The following is a 22,823-nucleotide window of genomic DNA, read 5'->3' on the forward strand; positions in this document are numbered from 1 at the left end:
GGTCATCGCAGGCCCGCCGCCGTGTGCAGGGCGTCGACGCGGTCGGTGCGCTCCCAGGTGAAGTCCGGCAGCTCGCGGCCGAAGTGGCCGTAGGCGGCGGTCTGGGCGTAGATCGGGCGCAGCAGGTCGAGGTCGCGGATGATCGCGGCCGGGCGGAGGTCGAAGACCTCGCCGATGGCGTGCTCGATCTTGGCGACCTCGATCTTCTCGCTGCCGAAGGTCTCGACGAACAGGCCCACGGGCTCGGCCTTGCCGATGGCGTACGCGACCTGGACCTCGCAGCGCGAGGCGAGACCGGCGGCGACCACGTTCTTGGCAACCCAGCGCATCGCGTACGCGGCGGAGCGGTCGACCTTGGACGGGTCCTTGCCGGAGAACGCGCCGCCACCGTGGCGGGCCATGCCGCCGTACGTGTCGATGATGATCTTGCGGCCGGTGAGGCCGGCGTCGCCCATCGGGCCGCCGATCTCGAAGCGCCCGGTCGGGTTCACGAGCAGGCGGTAGCCCTCGGTGTCCAGCTTGATGCCGTCCTCGACAAGCTGCTCGAGGACGTGCTCGACGACGAACTCACGGATGTCGGGGTCCAACAGCGACTCAAGGTCGATGTCGGACGCGTGCTGCGAGGAGACGACCACGGTGTCGAGGCGGACCGGCTTGTCGCCGTCGTACTCGATGGTGACCTGGGTCTTGCCGTCGGGACGCAGGTACGGGATGGTCCCGTCCTTGCGGACCTCGGCGAGACGGCGCGAGAGCCGGTGCGCCAGCTCGATCGGCAGCGGCATGAAGGTGGGGGTCTCGTCGGTGGCGTAGCCGAACATCAGCCCTTGGTCGCCCGCACCCTGACGGTCCAGATCCTCGGTCCCGTCGCCCCGGCGGGCACCCCCTACCCGCTGCTCGTACGCGGTGTCGACACCCTGGGCGATGTCCGGGGACTGCGCGCCGATGGACTCGGAGACGCCGCACGAGGCGCCGTCGAAGCCCTTCGTCGAGGAGTCGTAGCCGATCTCGAGGATCTTCTCGCGGACCAGGGAGGCGATCGGCGCGTAGGCCTTGGTCGTCACCTCGCCCGCGATGTGCACGAGACCCGTGGTGATGAGGGTCTCCACGGCAACGCGAGAGGCGGGGTCCTCGCGCAGCAGTGCGTCGAGGATCGTGTCGCTGATCTGGTCAGCGATCTTGTCGGGATGCCCCTCGGTCACGGACTCCGAGGTGAACAGGCGACGGGACATGGTGCTCCAGGGTCGACTGGGTCAAGTGCATGCGATCGCCAGGGAGTGAGCAGCGGGAAGGAGGGCACCGCGATGGTGTTCCGGGCGGGTCCGCGCAGCCTCCGGCGGGGACGGCCTCTCCTGGGTCGGTGCACCATACCCATGATCAACCGAGGCTCCGGTATGACCCAGGTCACCTTTCAAGCGACGGGATGCGGAATGAATGATTCAGTACTTCCCGAACCCCTTCACAGAATTGTTCGCGGCAAGCGGGACAAGGGAACGGAAGATCTCCCGACCGTTCGTGATCATCGTCACATCGACACTCTCGCTTGAGCCTGCCTAGGGTGTGATCACGTTTTCCAAGTGCAATAAAGGGCCGAAATTTACACAATGAATAAAAGCCTTTGTTGCGCATATCGATTTAGTGAAGAGCGATTTCTGTGCTTTCTCCCGATCAATCAGGACCTTCACCGGCGGACGGGCCGGGAATTCTGGTAGGCGATGGTTGGCTGGGAGCCTCCCTGGCCGACGACGAACAACAGTGGCGCGTGCCCATGGCACCCGCGGTCGCGGCGGAGCTGACCCGTGCCGCACGGTCCGCGCTGGCCGCGGGCGCCCGGCTGGATCTCGCCGCTCCCCGCCCCCAAGGCCTGCGCCTGACCGAGGAGTTCGCCGCCGATCTGAGCCACCGACTCGCCGGCAGCCCCGGCTTCGCCGTCGTCGAGGACTTCCCCGTGGACGCCGAGGACCCGCGGGAAACCGAGAAGGCCTACTGGCTCTTCGGGCTCCTGCTGGGCCGCCCGGTCACCCAGAGCCGCAAGGCGGACCTGCTCGGCAGGGTCGAGGACCGCGGCGCGGACATCGCCAGTCCCGTCCAGCGGGGTTACGAGAGTTCCGCGGCACTCCCCTTCCACGCGGACCGCACCGACGTGATCGGACTCCTGTGCGTCCGGCCCGCGGTATCCGGCGGTCTGAGTCGGCTCGTCTCCTCGAAAGCCGTCCACGACCTGCTCCTCGAAGAGCGTCCTGACCTGCTGGAAGTGCTGCACCGGCCGTTCCCGAACGATCGGCGGGGCGAGGAGCAGCCGGGGGAGGCGCCCTGGTCGTCGATCCCCGTCTTCAGCCGGACCGGCGACTCGTTCGCGACCCGGTACCTGCGGCGGTTCATCGAAGGATCCCAGCGTCACGCCTCGGCCCCGCGCCTCACCGAGCGCCAGCTCGAGGCGATGGCGGCACTGGACGAGGTCCTGGACCGGCCCGGCGTCTCCCTCGACATGGAACTCCGCAGGGGCGACCTGCAGTTGATCAACAACTTCCACATCCTGCACGCGCGCACGGCGTTCGCGGACGGCGGCGGCAAGGGGCGGCTCCTCCTGCGCCTGTGGCTGGCTTTCGCCGGTAGCCCGGAGCTTCCCGAGCACTACGCGTCGCTGTACGGAGCGGTCGCGGCCGGCAGCTACCGGGGCGGCGTGTGGGCCCCCGGGACGATCCCCGCGGAGTTCGGCCGGCAGGTTTCCGAACTCGGATGAACCGCTCCGCGGTTTCCTCCCCGCGCTCGCGGTAGCGGAAGTTCCGCGACCCCGCCACTCATTTTCCGTGCGAGGGACCGGGCCCTCCCCTGCCCTCCCCCACGGTGCGTGGATCCACATTCCACCGAGTTCCGATTCCTTTCTCGAACCATCAGGTCTGCCGCATCCGGCAATTCATTTTCCGGCGACCGATTGATTCGCCTTCCGCCTTTGACGTAAAGGCTGCCCGGAATTCGTTCCGGGACGACTTACGTACTGCAGGTAATCCCCGAAAAGAAAGCAGGTGCCGCAATGCCTGTCATCGACCCGGACCGCTATCGACGGGACGGATATCAGCTGCTCCCGGAACTCCTCACGGACGAGGACCGCCGCCGGGCCGTCGCGTTCTTCGACGACCTCGACGGCGCCGCGGAGGTGGCCCCCTCGTACGAGCCCGAGTACGACGAAGGGGGCGGTGTACGCCGGCTGCGCAAGCTCCGGCGGCTGCTGTGGAACGACCCGCAGGTCTGGGGGCCCCTGCTGAACCGCGCCGGCGTCACCGACCTGGCCCGGCAGGTCATCGGTGACGGTGCCGGGGTGGTCTTCCACGCGGCGTTCCTCAAGCCGGCGCTGGTCGGCACCGAGGTGGCGCTCCACCAGGACCAGGCGCTGTGGACCCACACCTACCCCGGCGCGTTCAGCGTGTGGTTCGCCCTGACCGAGGTGTCGCCCGCCAACGGCGGCCTCTTCGGCAGCCCCGGTTCGCACAGCGGCGGTCAGGTGCCGCACCGCGACCGGCCGGAGTACCGCTGGCACGCCAGCCTGGACGCCGCGGAGGACGGCCTGCGCGAGCCCGTGCAGTTCGAACTCCGCCCCGGCGACGGGGTCATGTGGGACCGCTTCTTCGCCCACGGCAGCGCCGCGAACACCTCGCCCGCCGACCGCCGGGGCATGGTCGTCGTCTTCGCCGACTCCTCGGCCCCCGGCTTCGCGGCGAAGGACCACTTCCCGTTGGACGCTCTGCACGCGCTCGGTGCCGAGTGACCGCCCAAGACCCCGCAACCCTCTCAGCCGCCGGAGACCAGGTGACCTTCATCATCGACAGCACCCTGCGCGAGGGGATGCAGTCGGCACACGGCTGCTTCACCCTCGAACAGAGCGTGGAAATCGCCACCCTGCTGATCCGATCCGGCGTGGACGCCATCGAGTGCGGCCACCCCGCTGTCGACAACACCGAGATGCTGCGCGTCGCGGCCGTCGTCGAAGCGGCCGGTAACACGCCCGTGCTCGCCCACGCCCGCGCCCACCTGGGCGACATCGAGACCGTGGCCAAGACCGGCGCCGCCTGGGTCGGCATCTTCCTCGGCGTCAACGACGTGTCGCGGCGCTCCCGGCTCCCCGGCAGCGCCCTGACCGACCTGTACGGCCGCATCCGGGAGACCGTCGCCCACGCCCGCGAGCTGGGGCTGCGCGTACGGTTCACCGTCGAGGACAGCAGCCGTACCGATCCCGCCGAGCTCGTCGAGGCCTACCTCGTCGCGATCGAAGCGGGCGCCGAGCGGATCTGCTTCGCCGACACCCTCGGCATCCTGGAGCCCCAGGACACCGCCGACCGGGTCCGGCAGCTGCGGAAGCGGTGTCCCGGCGTCGACATCGAGGTCCACCTGCACGACGACCGGGGGCTGGCCATGGCCAACGCCCTCGCGGCCGTCGACGCGGGCGCCACCTGGATGTCGACCTCCGTCAACGGTCTCGGCGAACGCGCCGGCATCACGGACTACGCGGCCCTGCTGGCCAACCTCCACTACCGGGGGACCCGTGAGCTCGCCGACGGCGGCCTCCTGAACGACCTGAGCCGCCGCGTCGGCGCGTACGCGCGTTCCATGCCGGACCACCGCCGGCCCGTGGTCGGCCGCGACGTCTTCCACCACGTCGCCAAGCTGCACGTCCGTGCGGTGGAGCGCGAGCCCGGATCGTACGAGTGGGCCGATCCGGCCACGTTCGGACGGACCGGCAGCGTGACCCGCCCGCAGCTGCCCGCCGACCCCGCGTCCTGGATCGTCGACCCGCAGGTCATCTCAGCCACCGAGCTGCGCCACCACCGGGCCGGTCCCGGCGAGCGCTACGTCCTGGTGGACAACCGCTTCGTGCCGGGCGCGGACCAGTACTGCATCGCGCGCCGCATCCCGCAGCTCGACGACTACGGCGCGGGCCACGTCGACACCCACGTGCACCACTGCGACAGCCTCTTCATGTTCCTCGGGGAAGGCGACGGCTACACCGGCCTGTCCGTCGAAGTGACGCTCGACGACCGGGTCTTCCCCGTGCAGAGCCCCGCCTCGGTCTTCATCCCGGCCGGTGTCGCGCACGGATACCGGGTGGTCGGCGGCGCCGGCACCTACCTCAACCACGTCCTCGCGGGCGAGTACAACTCCAGCCTGATCGACCCTGTAGGGAGCAACTGATGACCATTCAGACCGAGAACACCAAGGCCGCCGCCTGGGACCTCATCGGTTCCCTGTTCTGGGAGACCGGACGCACCACCGCGAAGCCCAGCGACGAGGAGATCGGCCTGTTCCTCGCCGGGATCACCGCCGGCACCCGCTGTACGGTCGTCGGCGCCTCCACCAAGGACCTCGTGGAGGCCCTGATCGCCCTCGGCGCCGACGTCACCGTCATGGACTTCTCCGAGCGCATGTGCGAGGACCTGCGGGCCGCGCTGCCCGAGGGCTCCTGCCGCATCCTGCGCCACGACATCACCCAGCGGGCCCCCCAGGAGCTGCGCGGAACGCAGCAGTTCGTCCTCAACGACCGCCTGGTCAACCGCTTCAGCGAGGACGAGGCGCGCCGCGGGCTGGAAGGCATGCTGGACCTGCTCGCGGACGGCGGTCAGCTGCGGGCCTCCATCAAGCTCGGCCTGTACCCGATGGACGAGCGGATGATCGACAACGGCCGTGAGCGCGGCACGCTGGAGACCTTCTTCGACGCCGACGCGAAGGTCATCGACTTCGCCGCGGCCGGGGAGGTCCTCACCGACTCGCTGCTCCCGCACGGCGGGATCGATTCCGGCCTGCTGCTCGACTGGTACCGGGGACGCGGCCGCGAGCAGCGCTTCGACCACGAGGACGTCCTCGCCCTCGTCGCCACCGCCGCGGTCGAGGACCGGGGCCTGTCCCTGGTCTCGGCCACCGAGTTCGGACAGGCGCCCAAGACCCGGATGTACACGGCCGCGGCCGTCCGTCCGCGCCAGGACGCCTGACCCATGTGCGGAGTCGTCGGAGTGAGCCTGGCGCCGGCCGGGAGCGGAGCGGGGAGCGCCCCGGACGCCCGCGCTCTCGCGCGGCACGCCATCGGCCTGATGGCGCACCGCGGACCGGACGGCCACGGCGTGGCCGGGACCGCGTCGTCCGCGGTCGCCATGTGCCGGCTCCGCGTGCGCAGCCGGCCCGCTGACGGGGTCCCCTTCACCGCCGGCCACGACGGCGTACACCTCGCCTACAACGGTGAGGTGTACGCCGTGGGGTCCGGCGCGCGCGACGGCGCGACCGGGGCGGGCGGGACGACCGCGGTGACCGCACCGCGCGGCGGGCTGGACGAGGCGCAGGCGGTCGCCGCGTACGACACCTCCGCGCTGGACGGCATGTACGCCCTGGTCCGCCGGGCCGCCGACGGATCCGTCGAAGTCTGCCGCGACCCGCTGGGGATCAAGCCGCTCTACCTGCGGCGCACTCCCGAGGGCGTCGCGGTGGCCTCCGAGATACCCGCGCTGCTGGACCTGTTCGGTCCGGCGCGGGTCCGCCCGGCGGCCGTCGCCCAGTTCGTGCTGCTCGGCCGGGTCGTGGACGGCGGCACGTGCTACGAGGACATCGAGCCCGTACCGCCCGGTGCCCGCCTCCTCCTGAAGGAAGGCCGCTGCGAACTGCTGCCGGGATCCGGGTCCTGGCAGGCCGACGTGGCGGCCGCCCCCGCGCAGACGACACCGGAAGCCGTACGCGCCGCCGTCTCGCGTGCGGTGGACCGGCTGCTCGTCTCCGACCGGCCGCTGGGGCTGGCGCTGAGCGGCGGACTGGACTCCACGGTGCTCGCGCTCGAACTCGCCGACCGCGGGGTCACGGACCTCGCCACCGTCAGCGTGGTGCCCCACGGCAACGGCGACGGCGTGCGCGACGTCGCCGAGCTGGGCCTGCCCGGCACCGCCTGGCGCTCCTGGCGCCACGCGTGGACCGGATTCGGGCCGGCCGACCTGCTCGCCGGCGTCCGCGACGCGGTGGCCGTGCTCGGCGAGCCGAGCGCGCTGACGAGCGTCCCGATGTACGCGGCGCTCGCCCGTCTCGCCCGCGAGTCGGGCATCGTCGTCCTCCTGCTGGGCGAGGGCGCGGACGAGGTGTTCGGCGGGTACCGCAGCTACCTCGGGCTCGACGGACTCGCCTCCGCGGAGGAGTTCTACCTCTCGCCGGACCGGCTCGCGCTGGCCGGCGGCCTGCTGGGGCCCGAGGCCCTGGCCGCGGCGCGGGAGGCGCTCCGGGCCGCGCTGCCCGCGGACCGGGGCCGGCCCCCGGCCGAGATCACGCGCGAGTTCGAGTACGAGCACAGCCTCGAGCCGCTGCTCCGCCGCGCCGACCACCTCCTGATGTCCCGGGGCATCGAAGGGCGTACGCCGTTCCTGCACGGCGGGCTGCCCGCGCTGGGGCGCTCCTTCCCCATGTCGGCCCTGGTCCGCGGAGGGCAGACCAAGGTGCCGCTGCGGCAGGCGTACGCGGATCGGCTGCCCCGCTGGAGCGACGAGGTCAAGAAGCCGTTCCGGGCTCCCGTCGAGGCGTGGCTCACCGGACCCCGGCGCGACGCGGTACTGGGCGAACTGGCGGCGCGCCGGGACCTGTTCGCCTCCGCCGGGCTGCGATCCGACGGCATCGACCGGCTGCTCGGCGACGTGCGCGCCGGCCGGCCCGGCGCCACGGGCCTGGTGTTCCCCCTGCTGAGCCTCGGCGCCTGGCTGGAGCAGGCCGGCTCCGCCGCCGCGAACCCGCCTTCTGCGAGGAGTGAGAGCCTGTGAGCGACCGAACCGCCACCCGCCCCCGGCCGGGACACGGACCCGTGCGCTGCGACGAGGTGGCCCCCGGCGTCCTGGTGTATCCGCTGCGCGACCTCGCGGCTGCCGCGGGCGTCGAGCTGGACACCCTCCCGTACACGGTGCGGTTGCTGCTGGAGAACGCCGCGCACCTCGTGGCGGCGGGCACGGCGGGGCCCGAGGTACTCGACGCGGTCCTGCGGCCGGCCGACGGCGCGGACGTGGCCTTCCATCCGGCCCGCGTGGTGCTCCAGGACTTCTCGGGCGTCCCGGTCGCCCTGGACCTCGCGGCGCTGCGCGCGGCGGCGGTACGGCACGGCCTGCCCGCGGACGCCGTGGGCACGGCCATCCCCGCCGATCTCGTCGTGGACCACTCGGTGCGGGTGGACGAGGCCGGCACCAAGGACGCGCTGCGCGTCAACATGCGGCTGGAGTTCTCGCGCAACCGGGAGCGGTACGCCCTGCTCCGCTGGGCGGAGCAGGCGTTCGACGGCTTCCGCGTCGTACCGCCCGGCAACGGCATCGTGCACCAGGTCAACCTGGAGCGCCTGGCGCAGGTGGTGGTGCGGACCGAAGGACCGGACGGACACCTCCTCGCCCGTCCGGACACCGTGCTCGGCACGGACTCGCACACCCCGATGGTGGGTGCGCTCGGCGTCCTCGGCTGGGGCGTCGGAGGCATCGAGGCGACCTCGGTCCTGCTGGGCGAGCCGGTGCTGCTCGCCGCGCCCCGGGTCGTCGGTGTCCGGCTGACCGGGTCGCTGCCGCCCGGCACCACGACCACCGACCTCGTGCTCACCCTCACGGAACGGCTGCGCCGCCACGGCGTCGTGGGCGCCTTCGTCGAGTTCTTCGGGGAGGGATGCGCGGGGCTGAGTGTCCCGGACCGGGCGACGCTGGCGAACATGGCGCCCGACTACGGGGCGACCACGGCCCTCTTCCCGGTGGACGCCGAGACACTCGCGTTCCTGCGGATCACCGGCAGGTCCGAGCAGCAGATCGAGCTGGTCGAGCGCTACTGCCGGGCGCAGGGCCTGTACCGCGAGCCGGCCTCCGACGCGCGGGTGCGCTACGCGGAGGTGCTGACCCTCGACCTGGGCGAGGTGGAGGCCTGTGTCGCGGGCCCGGGCCGACCCGACCAGAGGGTCGCCCTGCACGCCGTCCCGCGGAGTCTGGACCTCCGGCCCGCGGCCGGGGACCACGGCGCCCGGCCGGCCGACGGCGCGGTGTTCATCGCCGCGCTCACGAGCTGCACCAACACCTCGAACCCGGGATCGATGCTGACCGCGGGCCTGGTGGCACGGCGTGCGGTGGAGTACGGCCTCACGGTGCCCTCGTGGGTGAAGACCAGTCTGGCCCCCGGCAGTCGCACGGTCCCCGCCTACCTGGACCGGGCCGGTGTGCTGCCCGCTCTGGAGGAACTGGGCTTCCACGTCGTGGCGTTCGGCTGCACCACCTGCCACGGCATGAGCGGGAACCTGCTGCCCGAGGCCTCCCGGGCGCTCGCCGAGGACGGGGTCCTGGGCGCGGCCGTGCTCAGCGGAAACCGCAATTTCGAGGGCCGGATCCATCCGCACGTGAAGGCCGCTTATCTGGCCTCGCCCGGCCTGGTGGTCGCCTACGCCCTGGCCGGTACGGTCGCCCGCGACCTGACCACGGAACCGGTCGGCGTCGCCCCCGACGGGCGGGAGGTGTTCCTGCGGGACCTGTGGCCCACGCCGGAGGAGGTCGCAGAGGCGGTCAGGACGGCCGTCGGCGCCGAGCTGTACGACACCGCGTACGCGGGCCTGTACGAGGGCGGCGCCTCCTGGCGCGCCCTCGACACCCCCCGGAGCGACCGGTACGACTGGCCCGCGGGATCGGACTACATCCTGGAGCCGCCGTACCTCGACGCGGCGTCGGACGGGCCCGCGGCCGACGGGGATCTGACGGGCGGGCGGATCCTGGCGCTGCTCGGCGACGCGGTGTCCACCGATCACATCTCGCCGGTCGGTGCCATCCCGCGCGACAGTGACGCCGGCCGGTTCCTGAGCGGACTGGGCCTGGCCGAGGGCGAGTTCAACAGCTTCGGGGCCCGCCGCGGCAACCACCACGTCATGGTGCGGGGCACTTTCGGCAACGTCCGGCTCCGCAACGCGCTGGCCGGCGGGAAGGAGGGGCCCTGGACCCGGCTGCAGCCGACGGGTGAACTGCTGTCCATCCACGGGGCGGCGGAGTCCTACCGCGCCGCGGGGGTACCGCTCGTCGTGGTCGCGGGGGCGGAGTACGGCTGTGGCAGCGCCCGTGACTGGGCTGCCAAGGGGACCGCTCTCCTGGGCGTCCGGGCGGTGCTCGCGAAGAGCTTCGAGCGGATCCACCGGAGCAATCTGGTCGGCATGGGCGTGCTGCCCCTGCTCTTCCCCGCCGGGCTGGACGCCGCGGCCCTGGGCCTCGACGGCACGGAGGAACTCGACCTGCTGGGACTGGCGGGTCTGGGCCCGCGCGGCACGGTGACCGTACGCGTCCGCCGGCCGGGGGGTGCGGAGCGGACGTTCGAAGTCGTCGCCGCGCTCGAGACGGGACGTGAATGCGCCTACTTCGCGGCCGGCGGGGTCCTGCCGTACACCGTGGCGCGCCTGCGGCGAGAGGCCCGACACGCGGTGGCCGATCCGGCCTGACCGGGTGCCGGGCGCCGGGCGCCTCACCGCGCGCCCCGGAAGGCCCGTGCGGGGCGACCCCGCACGGGCCTTCCGGCACCTGCTCGGTTCACGGGCCTTCCGGCGCCCGCTCGGTGACCACGCTCGCGGCGAACCAGGCGGACAGGTCCTTCATGCGGGCCTCGACCTCCTGCTCGTCGGCCCCGGAGACCACGGCCACGCCGGCGCGCAGGTACGAGGCGGAGGTGACGTCGGGCATGGTCGCGCCCCGCGCGATCTTCAGTTCGGCGTACACGACACCCGGGCGGGCGAGCACCTCTTCCCTCGTGGGCATCTCCCGTACCAGGCCCTGGGGGGCGTAGAGGTGCATGTCGCCGTGGACGGCGCCCGCGCCGCCGACGTCGGCGGGCTCCGGGACGGCCGGCCGGCGGAGCACCCCGCGGACCCATTCATCGTGCAGGTTCACACCGAACGAGCGCTCCACCACCTCGTCGGTCCGGCCGCCTCCGACACGTGCGCCGCATTCACCGAAAACGATTTCGCCGTCGCGTACGAAAACCTCCATGTGGAATACGCCGTCGACGTGTTCCAGCGCCTTGAGGGAGTCGTGGGCGACCGCCTTGGCATTCTCGTACAGCTCCGGATGCAGGGCCGGCGGAACGGCGATGCACCCCACGAGTCCACCGTCGTGAATGTCGATGATGTTCTCCAGATAGCGGCCCATCGAAAGGAATGTCACCGCACCGCCGCGCACCACGCCGTCGACCTGGAACTCGGCCCCGGAAATGAATTCCTCGACGAGCCAGGGCCCGGCGGTGTCCGTGCCGCGCACGTATGCGGCCAGCCCGTCCCGGCCGTCGATGCGGAACGTGTCGAGGGCGCCGCTGCCGCTGAGCGGCTTCACCACGACGGGGAACCGGTCGGGGTGGGCGGCCACGTCCGCATGCCCGGCGACCGTCACGCACTGGGCGGTAGCCACTCCAGCTGCTCTGACCAGCGCTTTCTGGACATCCTTGTCCCGCATCGCGACAGCCCCGAAGGCCGCCCGCTCGGTGATGCGGGCGAGGTCGGACAGCACGGCCGCGGTCGCCAGGCAGAACTCCAGCCCACTGCAGACCGCATCGAAATCGCGCAGGTCGAGTCCGTTCCTGGTCAGCCCGGCGAGGGCCTGGTCGACGCTCGCCTGGTCGGTCACCAGCACGGTCCGCATGTGCGGGAATTCCTGCCGAGCGGCTTCGACATCACCCGGCGTCAGAACACAGGTGACTTCGGCTCCCGAGCGATGCAGGGCGTCGACCGCGCGGAACATCCAGCCGATATGGAGAACGGATTCAGGTGCATTTGCCACAGGGTCCCCCTGGTTATTTTCCGATTCGGTTCAATTTAATGCCGACACTCCCGGAGCGGCCACGTGAGGAAGATCACAAAGCATCCCCGCTGAAGCATGTTGATCACCAGAATAGACCCTGATTAGATCCATTCTGCTCAATCTTGCACTTCATGGAGACCGCATTGAAACAGAAGAAAAGGGCGATATCCCTTCGCTCGCTGCTGCCCTCGTCGCGTCCCCTGTGGGTGCTGGCACTGAGCACGCTCGCCCGGAGCACCGGCAACGGCGTCGTCGTCGCGATCATCGTGCTGTACCTCACGCACTCCGTGGACATCAGCTCGACGCACGTGGGCCTGGCCCTGACGGTCGCCGCCGTCGTCGGCATGGTCGTCAGCATCCCGGCCGGACACGCCACCGACGTGCTGGGAGCGCGGCCGGCGGCCATCTGGTCCGTGGTCCTGCAGGGCATCGCCGTCTGGGGGTACGTCCTCGTCGGGGGCTTCGCCGCGCTCGTCGCCGCCGCGGCCCTGGTGGCGGTCGCCGACTCCGCGTCGAACGCCTCGCGCGGCGCACTCGTCGCCCTCGCCGTTCCGCAGCAGGACCGGGTGCGCACGCGTGCCTACCTCCGGTCGGTGACCAACGTCGGGTTCTCCGTCGGCGCCCTCCTCGGCGGCCTGGTGCTCAGCAGGAACTCGCCCGCCGTCTACACCGGTGCGCTGCTCGCCTCGGGAGCCCTCTTCATCGTGGCGGGCCTGGCCTTCCTCGCACTCGACGCGGTGCCGAAGGTGCCGCGTCCCGCCGAGGCCTCGCCGTGGGGGGTGCTGCGCGACGGCCCCTTCGTGGCCGTCGGAATGATCAATGCCGTCTTGATGATGAACGCCGGCATCCTCGACGTCGCCCTGCCGATCTGGATCGCCGAGAAGACCGACGCGCCGATGTCCGTGTTCGCACCCCTGCTGCTGGTCAACACGGTCATGGTGGTCTTCCTCCAGGTCCCCGTCAGCAAGGGCGTCGACGACGTGCGCGGGGGCGCCAGGGCGCTGTTCCGGTCCGGGCTGTGGCTGGCGGCCTGCTGTGCGGCCATCGCCCTGGCCTCGGGCCGTTCGGCGTGGCTGGCCGTGGTGTTCCTCGTGGCCGGTGTCGCGATCCACACGGTGGGCGAGCTGCTCTACAGCGCCGGCTCCTGGGCGCTGTCGTACGAGCTGGCTCCCGAACACGCCCAAGGGCAGTACCAGGGCATGTTCGGCCTGACCACCCAGATGGGCACCGCGATGACCCCGGCCGTCACCGCGCTGCTGATCGTGCAGCACGGCTGGATCGGCTGGCTGGTGATGGGCGCCATGCTGGCCGCCGCCGGCTGCGCGGCGCCTTCGGTGGCCCGCTGGGCCGAGCGGTCCCGGGAGCGCGGCGCGGCGCCGGTCGCAGCGGTCGGCGTCTGACACGCCCCGGGGCGGCCGCGGCGTTCGTCGTCCGCGCCGGCCCGTGCGCGGTCCGCGAGAGGCGAGACTGGCAGGGAACGGGCCCGCGGGGGCCGCGGGCCTGTCTGGAGTGGGTGGGTATGGCGAGGGAAGAGGCTGAGGCCCGGGCGCGGGCCGGCGGGGTGCCTCCGTTCGACCCCGAGCTGGCGGTGACGCTGGCCGGGGTCGCGAGCGAGGACCGGGAGCCGGTGACGCCGGCGAACCTCGCGGCGCTGCAGGAGCGGGACGCGGCGAGGCGGCCCAGGCCTTCGGTGCGGGAGCTGCGGGACGGCGGCCGCTTCGAGGTGTCCGAGGTGCGGGTGCCGGGCGGGGCGGGCGCGCCGGAGGTCACGCTCGTGTGCGCACGGCCCGCCGGGGTCGCCGGCCCGCTGCCGGCGCTGTACTACATGCACGGCGGCGGGATGATCATGGGCAATGCGTGGTCCGTGCTCCCGCAGCTGCTGCGCGAATGGGCGCTGCCGCTGGGGCTCGCCGTGGTCTCCGTCGAGTACCGGCTGGCGCCGCGGACGCGGTATCCCGGACCGGTGGAGGACTGTTACGCCGGGCTGGTCTGGGTGGCCGCACACGCCGCCGAGCTGGGGATCGACGCGGACCGCATCGTCATCGGGGGCAAGAGCGCCGGCGGCGGACTCGCGGCGGCGCTCGCCCTGCTGACCCGCGACCGCGGCGGGCCCGCACCGATGGGGCAGCTGCTGCTCTGCCCGATGCTCGACGACCGGGGCGGCACGTACTCCAGCCACCAGATGGCCGGCATCGACACCTGGGACCGCACCTCCAACGCGACGGCCTGGCAGGCGCTGCTGGGCGACCGGTACGGCGACGCGGACCTGCCGCCCTACGCGGCTCCCGCCCGGGCGACGGATCTCACCGGGCTCCCTCAGGCGTACATCGACGTCGGGTCGGCCGAGAGCTTCCGGGACGAGGGCGTGGCGTACGCCGACGCGCTCTGGCGGGCCGGCGGCCGGGCAGAACTCCACGTATGGCCCGGGGCCTACCACGGCTTCGACTCCTACGCACCCCAGGCGGCGCTCAGCCGGGACGCCCAGGACGCGCGTACCCGGTGGCTTCGGCGCATCCTCGTGGGGTAAGCCACATTTTTGCCCAAATTGGACATAAAGAGTGAATGATTGATCCCGTTCATGCCGAGATGCCCGGGAGAGACATGCGCCGCCCCCACTGGACCCGTACCGCCCTGCCCGCTGCGGGGGTGGCCACCGCCCTCTGCCTGGGCGGCGTCACCGCCACGGCCGCCCAGGCCGCGTCCGGGCCCGGCGCGGCGGATACGGACACGAGGCCCGGCGCCGGCTCCGGCCCGAAGGCGGGCTCGGGCGCAGGCACCGGCTCGGGCGCGAACACGGGCGCGGGCGCCGCTTCGGGCGCAGGCTCCGGCTCCGGAGCGAACACGGGCGCGGGCTCGGGCACGGGCACGCAGGGCCGGGACGCCGTGGCGCCGCCGCTCGCCCCCGGGCTGTCCGCCGAGGCGGCCCGGCAGCTCGACATCAAGGAGAAGATGTCCTCCTTCACCGTGAAGTTCCCGGCCGCGCCGTACCGGACCACCAACGTCGGGCGCGCCGTCGAGCTGATCAACGGCTCCATCGTCCTCCCCGGCGAGACGTGGAGCTTCAACAAGACGGTCGGCGAGCGGACCAAGGAGAACGGTTTCGTCGACGGCATCATGATCAATGACGGCCGGTACGTGAAGTCCCCCGGCGGCGGTGTCTCCGCCGTCGCGACCACGATGTACAACGCGATGTTCTTCGCGGGCGTCAAGCCGCTGGAGCACGGGGCGCACTCCTTCTACATAGAGCGCTACCCCGAGGGCCGCGAGGCCACGGTGGCGTGGGGCACCCTCGACCTGCGGTGGCTCAACGACTCCGGCCACCCGATCTACATCCATGCCCGTTCCACCGACCACTCCGTGACGATCAGTTTCCTGGGCACGAAGCGCTTCGACGAGGTGCGCGCGGTCAAGGGGCCCCGCACGCACGTCACGCAGCCCGTCGAGCGGGAGGCCTCCGGACCGGCCTGCGAGGCGCAGACCCCGTACGAAGGCTTCGACGTCGCGGTCGACCGGATCATGGTGACGGGCGGCCGGGAGGTCGGTCACGAGACCTTCCGGACCCACTACACCCCGCGCGACAAGGTCACCTGCGTGCCCGAGGCAACGCCGAGCGCGACCACCTCCGGCGCGGCCGAGCCGTCCGCCTCGGGAGCCACCGCTCCCGCCTCCGGCGCCGCGACCCCGTCGCCGACCCCGTCGCCGACCGCGCCGGCCGGCACGTCGACGGCGGCCGTCTCACCCGCCGCCGCCGGCACCTCCGGCGCGCCCCGCCCCGCCGGTTCCTGACCGCCCGAGGCCGCCGCTGCCACCGCTACCGCCCCAGCCGGGGCGGTGGACGCGCAGGTGGGCCACCTCGAAGCTCATCTCCGACACCTCGGGGCCGGGAGCCGGGTGGTAGCGCCCGGCGCACACCGACAGGTTGACGATCAGGTACGCGGCCCAGCGCCGGCCGACGCCCCGCCGGTCGGCGAAGACCCGGGTGCCGTCGATCCACCACACCACCGAGCGGGCCCCGAACTCGACGGTCAGCTCCACCCAGCCACCGGGCCGTACCGCGGGGTCCCGGTGGTAGCGGTGGGCCTCGCGGACGTGGTTGGACAGTTCCAGCAGGTCGGGATTGTCGGGGTGGTACTCGAACACGTCGATCTCGTTGCCGCCGTCGCGCCAGGTCCAGATCGCCGGCCAGGCGCCGATCTCCTCGGGCAGCCGGACCCGCGCCTCCAGCACGTCCCCGGTCCGCACCATGAACCCCTCGTCGCTGCCTTCCGTGGTGAGCAGCCCGGCGTCCCAGTTGCCGTCCGGCCGGGGCGTGGCGCGGAATACCCCGCTGCGGCTGTAGGCGGGGTCCGCCACGAGGTGGTCGAGTTTGTTGTCGCCGGGATTGACCGGGCCGCCGTCCGGATACGCCCAGGAGCGGCCCGCGACCCACTGGGCCTCCGAGCCGAAGTCGGCCACGAACACGGCCGGGCCGTCGCGCCCGGGCGGCTCGGCGCCGGACGGCCGCAACCGCCCCGTCCACCGCCTGAGCCGGCCGAACAGGTCATCGCCGAGGTCGATCAGCAGAGTGCGCAAGCCGCCCCTTCCGGTACGGGAGGAATGCCCCCGGACGGGTTCTGCCCAGACTCGGAATCGAACATGCCGATTCACTCACACACGGCGATCGAATCGTTACTCAGCGCAACCCGGAGTCGCGCCGACCCCTAGTTGCCGCGGCGGATGCGGGCGGCCTTGCGGGCTTCCGCCGCCTTGCGGGCTTCGGCGGCCTTGCGGGACTCCTTGGCCTTGGCCGGGCGGGTGCCGATGCCCTTGAAGGCGCGCTGCGGCTCGCCCTTGCGGGTGATCGCGGGAGCCTGGGCGCCGGTGATGCGGGTCAGTTCGGCCTCGCCGGAGCGCACCTGGGTGGTCTTCGCGCGGATGCCGGCGTCGGACATCAGGCGGGCGACGTCGCGGCGCTGGTCGGGGGTGACCAGGGTGACGACGGTGCCGGACTCGCCGGCGCGGGCGGTGCGGCCGGCGCGGTGCAGGTAGTCCTTGTGGTCCGCGGGCGGGTCCATGTTGACCACGAGGTCGAGGTCGTCGATGTCGAGGCCGCGGGCGGCGACGTTGGTGGCCACCAGCGTGGTGATCTCGCCCTTGCGGAACTGGTCCAGCGTGTGGCTGCGCTGCGGCTGCGACTTGCCGCCGTGCAGCGCCGCGGCGCGTACGCCGCTGTCGCGCAGGTGCCGGGTGAAGCGGTCGACGGACTGCTTGGTGTCCAGGAACATGATCACGCGGCCGTCACGGGCGGCGATCTCCGTGGCCGCGGCGAACTTGTCGGCGCCGTGGACGTGCAGGACGTGGTGCTCCATCGTGTTCACCGCGGCCGCCGCGGGGTCCACGCTGAGCGTCACCGGGTCCTTGAGGTACGTGCGGACGATCGTGTCGACGTCCCGGTCCAGGGTGGCGGAGAACAGCATCCGCTGGCCGTCGGGGCGCACCAGGTCCATCAGCTCGGTGACCTGCGGCAGGAAGCCGAGGTCGCACATCTGGTCGGCCTCGTCGAGCACCGTGACGGCGACCTCGTCCAGCCGGCAGGCCTTGCGTTCGACGAGGTCCTTCATGCGGCCCGGGGTCGCGACGAGCACGTCGACGCCCTCGCGGAGCGCGACGATCTGCCGCTGGATCGCGAGACCGCCGACCGCGGTGGCCAGCCTGACCCGCAGGGCCTCGGCGTACGGGGTGAGGGCCGCGGTGACCTGCTGCGCGAGCTCGCGGGTGGGGACGAGGACCAGGGCCAGCGGCCGCTTCGGCTCGGCGCGGCGGCCGGCGGTGCGCACGAGCAGCGGCAGGCCGAAGGCGAGGGTCTTGCCCGAGCCGGTACGGGCGCGGCCCAGCACGTCGCGGCCGGCGAGGCCGTTGGGGAGGGCGGCGGCCTGGATGGGGAACGGCTCGGTGACGTCGAGGGCGGCGAGCTTCTCCGCCAGCGGGCGGGGGAGGTCGAGCTCGGCGAATGCGGCCACCGGCGGCAGTGCGGGCGTGCCGTCGTTCGTACGGGCTGAGCCGTCCACGGGGAACCATCCTCGAATCGCGCGCAGCGAGCGAGTTCCCGTGCGGCCGTAAAACCCTCATTTTAGCCCACCGGGTGGTGCCGGCCCCCGGCACCAAGGTGCCCGGTGGCCCACCGGGCGGTCGGCCCCGGGCGCAGCAGCCCGTGGTGCGGCCCGCGGTCGTGTGCGTGATCCTGCGTACATGGGTCAGGACATCGAGGACGTCAGCCCCCCGGACGAGGGGCTCAAGGCCGATGCGATCGGTTTTCTCGACGCCCTCGTGATCGGTCTGAACTCCACCTCCCCCGCGTATTCGCTGGCCGCCGCGATCGGGCCGATCGTGGCGCTGGTGGGGATCTACGCGCCCGGGGTGATGCTGGCCTCGTTCGTGCCGATGCTGCTGATCGCCGCGGCGTTCTACTACCTGAACAAGGTGGACCAGGACTGCGGGACGACCTTCTCCTGGGTGACCCGGGCGATGGGGCCGTGGGCCGGGTGGCTCGGCGGCTGGGCGATCACGATGACCGGTGTCCTGGTGATCGGTTCGCTCGCCGATGTGGCCGTGCGGTTCGGCCTGCTCGCGGCGGGGGCCGACAGCGCGGCCAACAACGAGGTCGTCCGGCAGTCGCTGACGGTGGTCGTGATCATCGCCATGACCGCGGTGTGCGTGATCGGCACGGAGATGTCGGCGCGGGTCCAGGACGTGCTGATCCTGGCGCAGGTCTTCTTCCTGCTGGTGTTCGCGGTGGTGGCCATCTACCGGGTGTACGCGGGCACCAGCACGCTGGACTCGATCGAACCGGAGTTCGGCTGGCTCAACCCCTTCGGCGCGGGCGGGGCGGCGCTCACCGGCGGGCTGCTGCTCGGCGTGTTCATCTACTGGGGCTGGGAGTCCGCGGTGAACCTCACCGAGGAGGTCAAGGACTCCGCGACCGCACCCGGCAAGGCGGGCATCTGGTCGACGGTGGTGCTGCTGGTGACGTACCTGTCGGTCGGCTTCGCGGTGGTGGGCTACGCGGGCACCGAGTTCCTCGCCGAGAACGCGGGTGAGGAGGAGGCCGTCTTCGCGGTCCTCGCGCACGAGGTGATGGGCGGCTGGGACTGGGTGGTGCTGCTCGCGGTGTGCACGTCGGCGCTCGCCTCGACGCAGACCACGATCATCCCGGCGTCCCGGACGGCCCTGTCGATGGCGCGCCGGCACGCGCTGCCGCACGGGCTGGCGCGCATCCATCCGCGCTTCCGCACGCCCGACGTGAGCACGTGGTGGGTCGCGGGCATCGCGATCGCCTGGTACCTGATCGTCAACCAGATCAGCGAGAACGCCCTGTTCGACTCGCTCACGGCGCTGTCGCTGCTGATCTCCTTCTACTACGCGCTCACCGGCCTGGCCTGTGCGATCTACTACCGCCGCCACCTCACGGAGAGCCTGCACAACCTGGTGCTGATCGGGATCGGCCCGGTGGTCGGCGCGCTGCTGCTGGGCTGGCTGCTGGTCGAGTCGGTCGTCGACATGGCCGACCCGGAGAACTCGTACAGCGGGGTCTCCTGGTTCGGCCTCGGGCCGCCGCTGGTGATCGGGATCGGGATCGCGCTGACCGGTGTGCTGGTGATGCTGTTCTGGCGGGTGCGGTCGGGCACGTTCTGGCAGGAGCGGCGCGGGGTCGCCGACCCGGACCTCGTCCACGGCCGCAAGCCCTGATCCCCGGGCCCGGCCCGGCACCCGAATTTTCGAACCTGAGTCCGAGGGGACGCGAGGATGTCTGTGGTCCTGGGGTACGACGAGTCGCCGGGCGCGGAACGGGCCCTGCGGGTGGCGATCGAGGTCGCGGCCGCCTTCGGCGAGCCGCTGGTCCTCGTGTACGGGGCGGCCGCCCCGGGCGCGCTGGGCGAGGAGTACCGCTCGCACCAGGAGGCCGTACGGGAGGCGGGGCGCAGCGCGCTCGCGCACGCCGTGGAGGCCGCCGACGCGGCGGGCGTGCCGTCCGCGGTGGAGATCGTCGACGCGAAGCCGGCCCAGGCACTGCTGGAAGCCGCCGAGCGGCACGGCGGGCGGGTCATCGTGGTCGGCAGCTGGGGCGAGAGCCCGATCCGCGGCGCGCTGCTGGGCTCCACCCCGCACAAGCTGCTGCACCTGTCGCCGCTGCCGGTGCTGTGCGTGCCCACGGAGCACAGCGGTGCCGAGCACGGCTAGCGCCGTGACGGAGGCGGCGTGCCGGGCCGGGGCGTGCGGTGGGCCGCGTCGTGCGCGGCGCCGGCGGCGGTCCGGGAGCGACCGCGGGTGGCGTGAGCCGCGCCCGCACGCGCCCCGTCGGCCGGGCGCCGCGCCGGCGGACGGGGCGTGGCGCTCCGCCCGCCGGTGCGCGGGTCCGGTTCCGGTTCCGGTTCCGGGTCCGGGTCCGGGTCCGGGTCCGGTTCCGGGTCCGGGTCCGGGTCCGGGTCCGGGTCCCGTCAGGGCGCGACGGGCAGCTGACGCTTGTGCTCGGTGAGGCGGTAGCGGCGCACGATGGTCGCGTGGGCGGCCTCGTCGACCGGCTTGCCCTCCAGGAAGTCGTCGATGTCGTCGTAGGTCACGCCGAGCGCGTCCTCGTCGGGCTTGCCCGGGTCGAGGGTCTCCAGGTCGGCGGTCGGGGTCTTCCACACCAGCTCGACCGGGGCGCCCAGGCGCTCCGCGACGGCGCGCACCCGGCGCTTGGTCAGGCCGGTCAGCGGCACGAGGTCGGCCGCGCCGTCGCCGAACTTGGTGAAGAAGCCGGAGACCGCCTCGGCGGCGTGGTCGGTGCCCACGACCAGGCCGTCCCGGGCGCCCGCGACGGCGTACTGGGCGACCATGCGCTGGCGGGCCTTGATGTTGCCGTGGACGAAGTCCTGGTGGTGGGCGTCGCGGAAGGCCACCCCGGCCGCGGCGGCGGCGTCGAGGGCCGCGTCGCTCGCGGGCTTGATGTCGACGGTCAGGACCTCGTCGGCGGCGATGAACCCGAGGGCGAGCTGGGCGTCCTTCTCGTCGGCCTGGACGCCGTACGGGAGCCGCATGGCGTAGAACACGGCGGGGTGGCCGGCGGCGCGGGCGCGCTCCACGGCGAGCTGGCAGAGCCGGCCCGCGGTGGTGGAGTCCACTCCGCCGCTGATGCCGAGGACCAGGGAGCGCAGGCCGGACGAGGTCAGCCGCTCGGCGAGGAAGGCCACCCGGCGCTCGATCTCCAGCTCCGCGTCGAAGGTCTCGGACACCTGGAGATCCCGGGCGATCTCCTGCTGCAGGGCGGTGGACGCCGGGTCGGTCACGGCTGCTCCTCGGGTCGGTTCGGGCGGTGCGCGGATACGGCTCCGACTTTACGGGAGGGGCCGCGCGGCCCCTCCGGAAGACCCCTGCCGCGGACCCGCTCCCGCACACGCGTCCGATCGCTCGGATTCACCTGGTTGACCACCGCCCTTTACTTTCTCTTTTCCCACTCTGAGATGCGGCTGTCGCACACTGTCCCACCAGCCTCAGCCGCGACCCGGTGGGAGGCATTCCGACTCCTCGAAGGACCGAAGGCTCCGTGCCCGTATCCGTTGTCCTCACCGGCCGCGTTGCGCGGCTGGAGCCCCTCGCAGCGCACCACGCAGAGGCACTCGCCGAAGCCGGCGCAGAGGATCGTACGAGTTATGCCTACACTCCGGTGCCGCACGGCCTGGAGGCGGCTCACGAGTACATCGACCGCGCGCTCGCCGATCAGGCGGCCGGCCGGTCACTGCCCTTCGCCGTGGTCAGTACCGCGGACGGCCGGGTCGTCGGATCGACCCGGTTCCTGGATCTCGACTACTGGCAGGGGCCGCTGGTGTGGCCCGCCGTTCCGGGAGTCCCGTACGGGGATCCCCGTACGGCGGTGCCGGACGCCGCGGAGATCGGGAACACCTGGCTCGCGCCGCGCGCGCAGGGCACCGGGATCAACACCGAGGCCAAGCTGCTCATGCTCCGGCACGCCTTCGAGACGTGGGGGGTGCGGCGGATCTCGCTGCGGGCCGACGCCCGCAACACGCGGTCGCGCGTGGCCATCGAGCGGCTCGGCGCCACCTGCGAGGGGGTCCGCCGGGCCCATTCGCGCGGGCTGGACGGGGCCGTGCGCAGCACCGCCTTCTATTCGATCCTCGACGAGGAGTGGCCGGCCGTGCGCGCCATCATCCAGCTGCGGATCGCCCCCTCGGCGGTCTCGCCGCACACCCTCGGCCGGATGATGATGGCGTAGCCCTCGCGCGAGCACGCGCGCGCGTACGCGTACGCGCACGCATCAGGGGGGCAACGGGCACCGGTACGGCCGGGGTTCGGCCCGGCCGGGCCGAACCCGCCGGGCAGGGCCGTCAGCCGGTCCGGTGGGGCCGACGCGCGGGCGGGGTCCCCCGTCCGGCCGTCGTCGGCTGCCAGGCTGGAGCCCGGCGGCCGGCCGGGCCGGCCCGCCGGCGCACCTGCCCGCCGACGCACCGAGAGCGAGCCGACCATGACCGACACCTGGCTGCCGCCCCGCGAGTACATCGCCACCCTGCCGCAGAACACGGCGTACGCCTGCCTGTACTTCACCGACCGCGCGGGCCGGCCGCTGCAACTGCGGGCGGCGTACGAGTCGGAGCCCTGGCAGTCGCCGGGCGGGAACATGGACCCGGGCGAGACGCCCTGGGAGACCGCGGTCCGCGAGTGCCGCGAGGAGACCGGGATCGTGTTCGACGGCGAACCACGGCTGCTGGGCTTCCACTTCGCCGCGCCGCGCGGCGAGGAATGGCCGTCCAACCACATGGGCGTGATCTTCGACGGCGGGGTCCTCACGGACCGGCAGATCGCGGGGATCGTCCTGGACCCCGCGGAGCACAGTGCGTACCGGGTGGCGTCGCTGGCCGAGTGGGAACGCGAGATGACCCCGGCGAGCTTCGCGCGGCTCGCCCGGATCGACGAGGCCCGGCGCACCGGCACCGTCGCCTACATGGAGACCGGCTCCTTCGCCTGACCGGCTCCCCCGCCCGTACGTCCGACCACGCC

Annotated in this window: 17 protein-coding genes and 1 pseudogene; 13 read left to right on the top strand and 5 right to left on the bottom strand. The window is 72.5% G+C overall.

Annotated features, from left to right (window positions below; all coding sequences use genetic code 11):
• Positions 1–2 precede the first annotated feature (2 nt).
• Entirely contained in the window at positions 3–1,229 is a 1,227-nt protein-coding gene (gene metK, locus OG764_RS08825; protein WP_328967850.1) for a methionine adenosyltransferase, read from the bottom strand.
• A gap of 536 nt (positions 1,230–1,765) precedes the next feature.
• Here metK and OG764_RS08830 point away from each other — a divergent pair.
• The 6 genes from OG764_RS08830 (at position 1,766) to acnA (ending at position 10,444) form a co-directional block, all read left to right on the top strand.
• Positions 1,766–2,740 (top strand): TauD/TfdA family dioxygenase, encoded by a 975-nt coding sequence (locus OG764_RS08830; protein WP_328972924.1) that lies wholly within the window; start codon positions 1,766–1,768, stop codon positions 2,738–2,740.
• Positions 2,741–3,031: 291 nt separating this feature from the next.
• Complete coding sequence (locus tag OG764_RS08835; RefSeq protein WP_328967851.1) at positions 3,032–3,763, top strand: phytanoyl-CoA dioxygenase family protein; 732 nt, start codon at positions 3,032–3,034, stop codon at positions 3,761–3,763.
• 41 nt (positions 3,764–3,804) lie between these two features.
• Positions 3,805–5,184 (top strand): hypothetical protein, encoded by a 1,380-nt coding sequence (locus OG764_RS08840; RefSeq protein WP_328967852.1) that lies wholly within the window; start codon positions 3,805–3,807, stop codon positions 5,182–5,184.
• Complete coding sequence (locus OG764_RS08845) at positions 5,184–5,978, top strand: hypothetical protein (protein ID WP_328967853.1); 795 nt, start codon at positions 5,184–5,186, stop codon at positions 5,976–5,978. The genes OG764_RS08840 and OG764_RS08845 overlap by 1 nt, the downstream gene beginning before the upstream one ends.
• A gap of 3 nt (positions 5,979–5,981) precedes the next feature.
• Positions 5,982–7,772, top strand: coding sequence for an asparagine synthetase B family protein (locus OG764_RS08850; RefSeq protein ID WP_328967854.1), 1,791 nt, complete (start codon positions 5,982–5,984; stop codon positions 7,770–7,772).
• Positions 7,769–10,444, top strand: coding sequence for an aconitate hydratase AcnA (gene acnA / locus OG764_RS08855; protein ID WP_328967855.1), 2,676 nt, complete (start codon positions 7,769–7,771; stop codon positions 10,442–10,444). Before OG764_RS08850 ends, acnA begins: the two co-directional genes overlap by 4 nt.
• Before the next feature lie 88 nt (positions 10,445–10,532).
• On the opposite strand, the gene OG764_RS08860 is transcribed toward acnA, so the two are convergent.
• Positions 10,533–11,633, bottom strand: a complete 1,101-nt coding sequence (locus tag OG764_RS08860; protein WP_328967856.1) for an ATP-grasp domain-containing protein — start codon at positions 11,631–11,633, stop codon at positions 10,533–10,535.
• Positions 11,634–11,935: 302 nt separating this feature from the next.
• On the opposite strand from OG764_RS08860, the gene OG764_RS08865 reads away from it, so the two are divergent.
• From OG764_RS08865 to OG764_RS08875, 3 genes and pseudogenes are all read left to right on the top strand, one after another.
• A complete protein-coding gene (locus OG764_RS08865) occupies positions 11,936–13,192 on the top strand; it encodes an MFS transporter (protein ID WP_328967857.1) in 1,257 nt (418 codons plus the stop codon).
• Between the two features lie 119 nt (positions 13,193–13,311).
• Positions 13,312–14,319 carry an alpha/beta hydrolase gene (locus OG764_RS08870; protein WP_328967858.1) on the top strand — a complete coding sequence of 336 codons (1,008 nt, stop codon included), beginning with the start codon at positions 13,312–13,314 and terminating at the stop codon, positions 14,317–14,319.
• A gap of 389 nt (positions 14,320–14,708) precedes the next feature.
• Positions 14,709–15,578, top strand: a pseudogene (locus OG764_RS08875) (VanW family protein); the annotation flags it as partial.
• Here the strand turns inward: OG764_RS08875 and OG764_RS08880 are convergent.
• Complete coding sequence (locus tag OG764_RS08880) at positions 15,528–16,298, bottom strand: beta-glucanase (RefSeq protein WP_328972925.1); 771 nt, start codon at positions 16,296–16,298, stop codon at positions 15,528–15,530. The pseudogene OG764_RS08875 and the gene OG764_RS08880 sit on opposite strands and share 51 nt — an antisense overlap.
• A gap of 194 nt (positions 16,299–16,492) precedes the next feature.
• Complete coding sequence (locus OG764_RS08885; protein ID WP_328967859.1) at positions 16,493–17,839, bottom strand: DEAD/DEAH box helicase; 1,347 nt, start codon at positions 17,837–17,839, stop codon at positions 16,493–16,495.
• Between the two features lie 181 nt (positions 17,840–18,020).
• Between OG764_RS08885 and OG764_RS08890 the strand changes: the two genes are divergently transcribed.
• Both OG764_RS08890 and OG764_RS08895 read left to right on the top strand, forming a co-directional pair.
• Entirely contained in the window at positions 18,021–19,517 is a 1,497-nt protein-coding gene (locus OG764_RS08890) for an APC family permease (RefSeq protein ID WP_328967860.1), read from the top strand.
• A gap of 57 nt (positions 19,518–19,574) precedes the next feature.
• Positions 19,575–20,009: a universal stress protein gene (locus tag OG764_RS08895; RefSeq protein WP_328967861.1), complete on the top strand. Its 435-nt coding sequence runs from the start codon at positions 19,575–19,577 to the stop codon at positions 20,007–20,009.
• Positions 20,010–20,266: 257 nt separating this feature from the next.
• Here the strand turns inward: OG764_RS08895 and nadE are convergent, their stop codons facing one another.
• Positions 20,267–21,097: an ammonia-dependent NAD(+) synthetase gene (nadE, locus tag OG764_RS08900; protein WP_328967862.1), complete on the bottom strand. Its 831-nt coding sequence runs from the start codon at positions 21,095–21,097 to the stop codon at positions 20,267–20,269.
• Positions 21,098–21,354: 257 nt separating this feature from the next.
• Between nadE and OG764_RS08905 the strand changes: the two genes are divergently transcribed.
• On the top strand, positions 21,355–22,041 hold the full coding sequence (locus OG764_RS08905) for a GNAT family N-acetyltransferase (protein ID WP_328967863.1): 687 nt from the start codon (positions 21,355–21,357) through the stop codon (positions 22,039–22,041).
• A gap of 249 nt (positions 22,042–22,290) precedes the next feature.
• Positions 22,291–22,791, top strand: a complete 501-nt coding sequence (locus tag OG764_RS08910) for an NUDIX hydrolase (protein WP_328967864.1) — start codon at positions 22,291–22,293, stop codon at positions 22,789–22,791.
• Positions 22,792–22,823 lie beyond the last annotated feature (32 nt).

It is taken from the genome of Streptomyces sp. NBC_00239, from assembly GCF_036194065.1.
Lineage (GTDB): Bacteria > Actinomycetota > Actinomycetes > Streptomycetales > Streptomycetaceae > Streptomyces.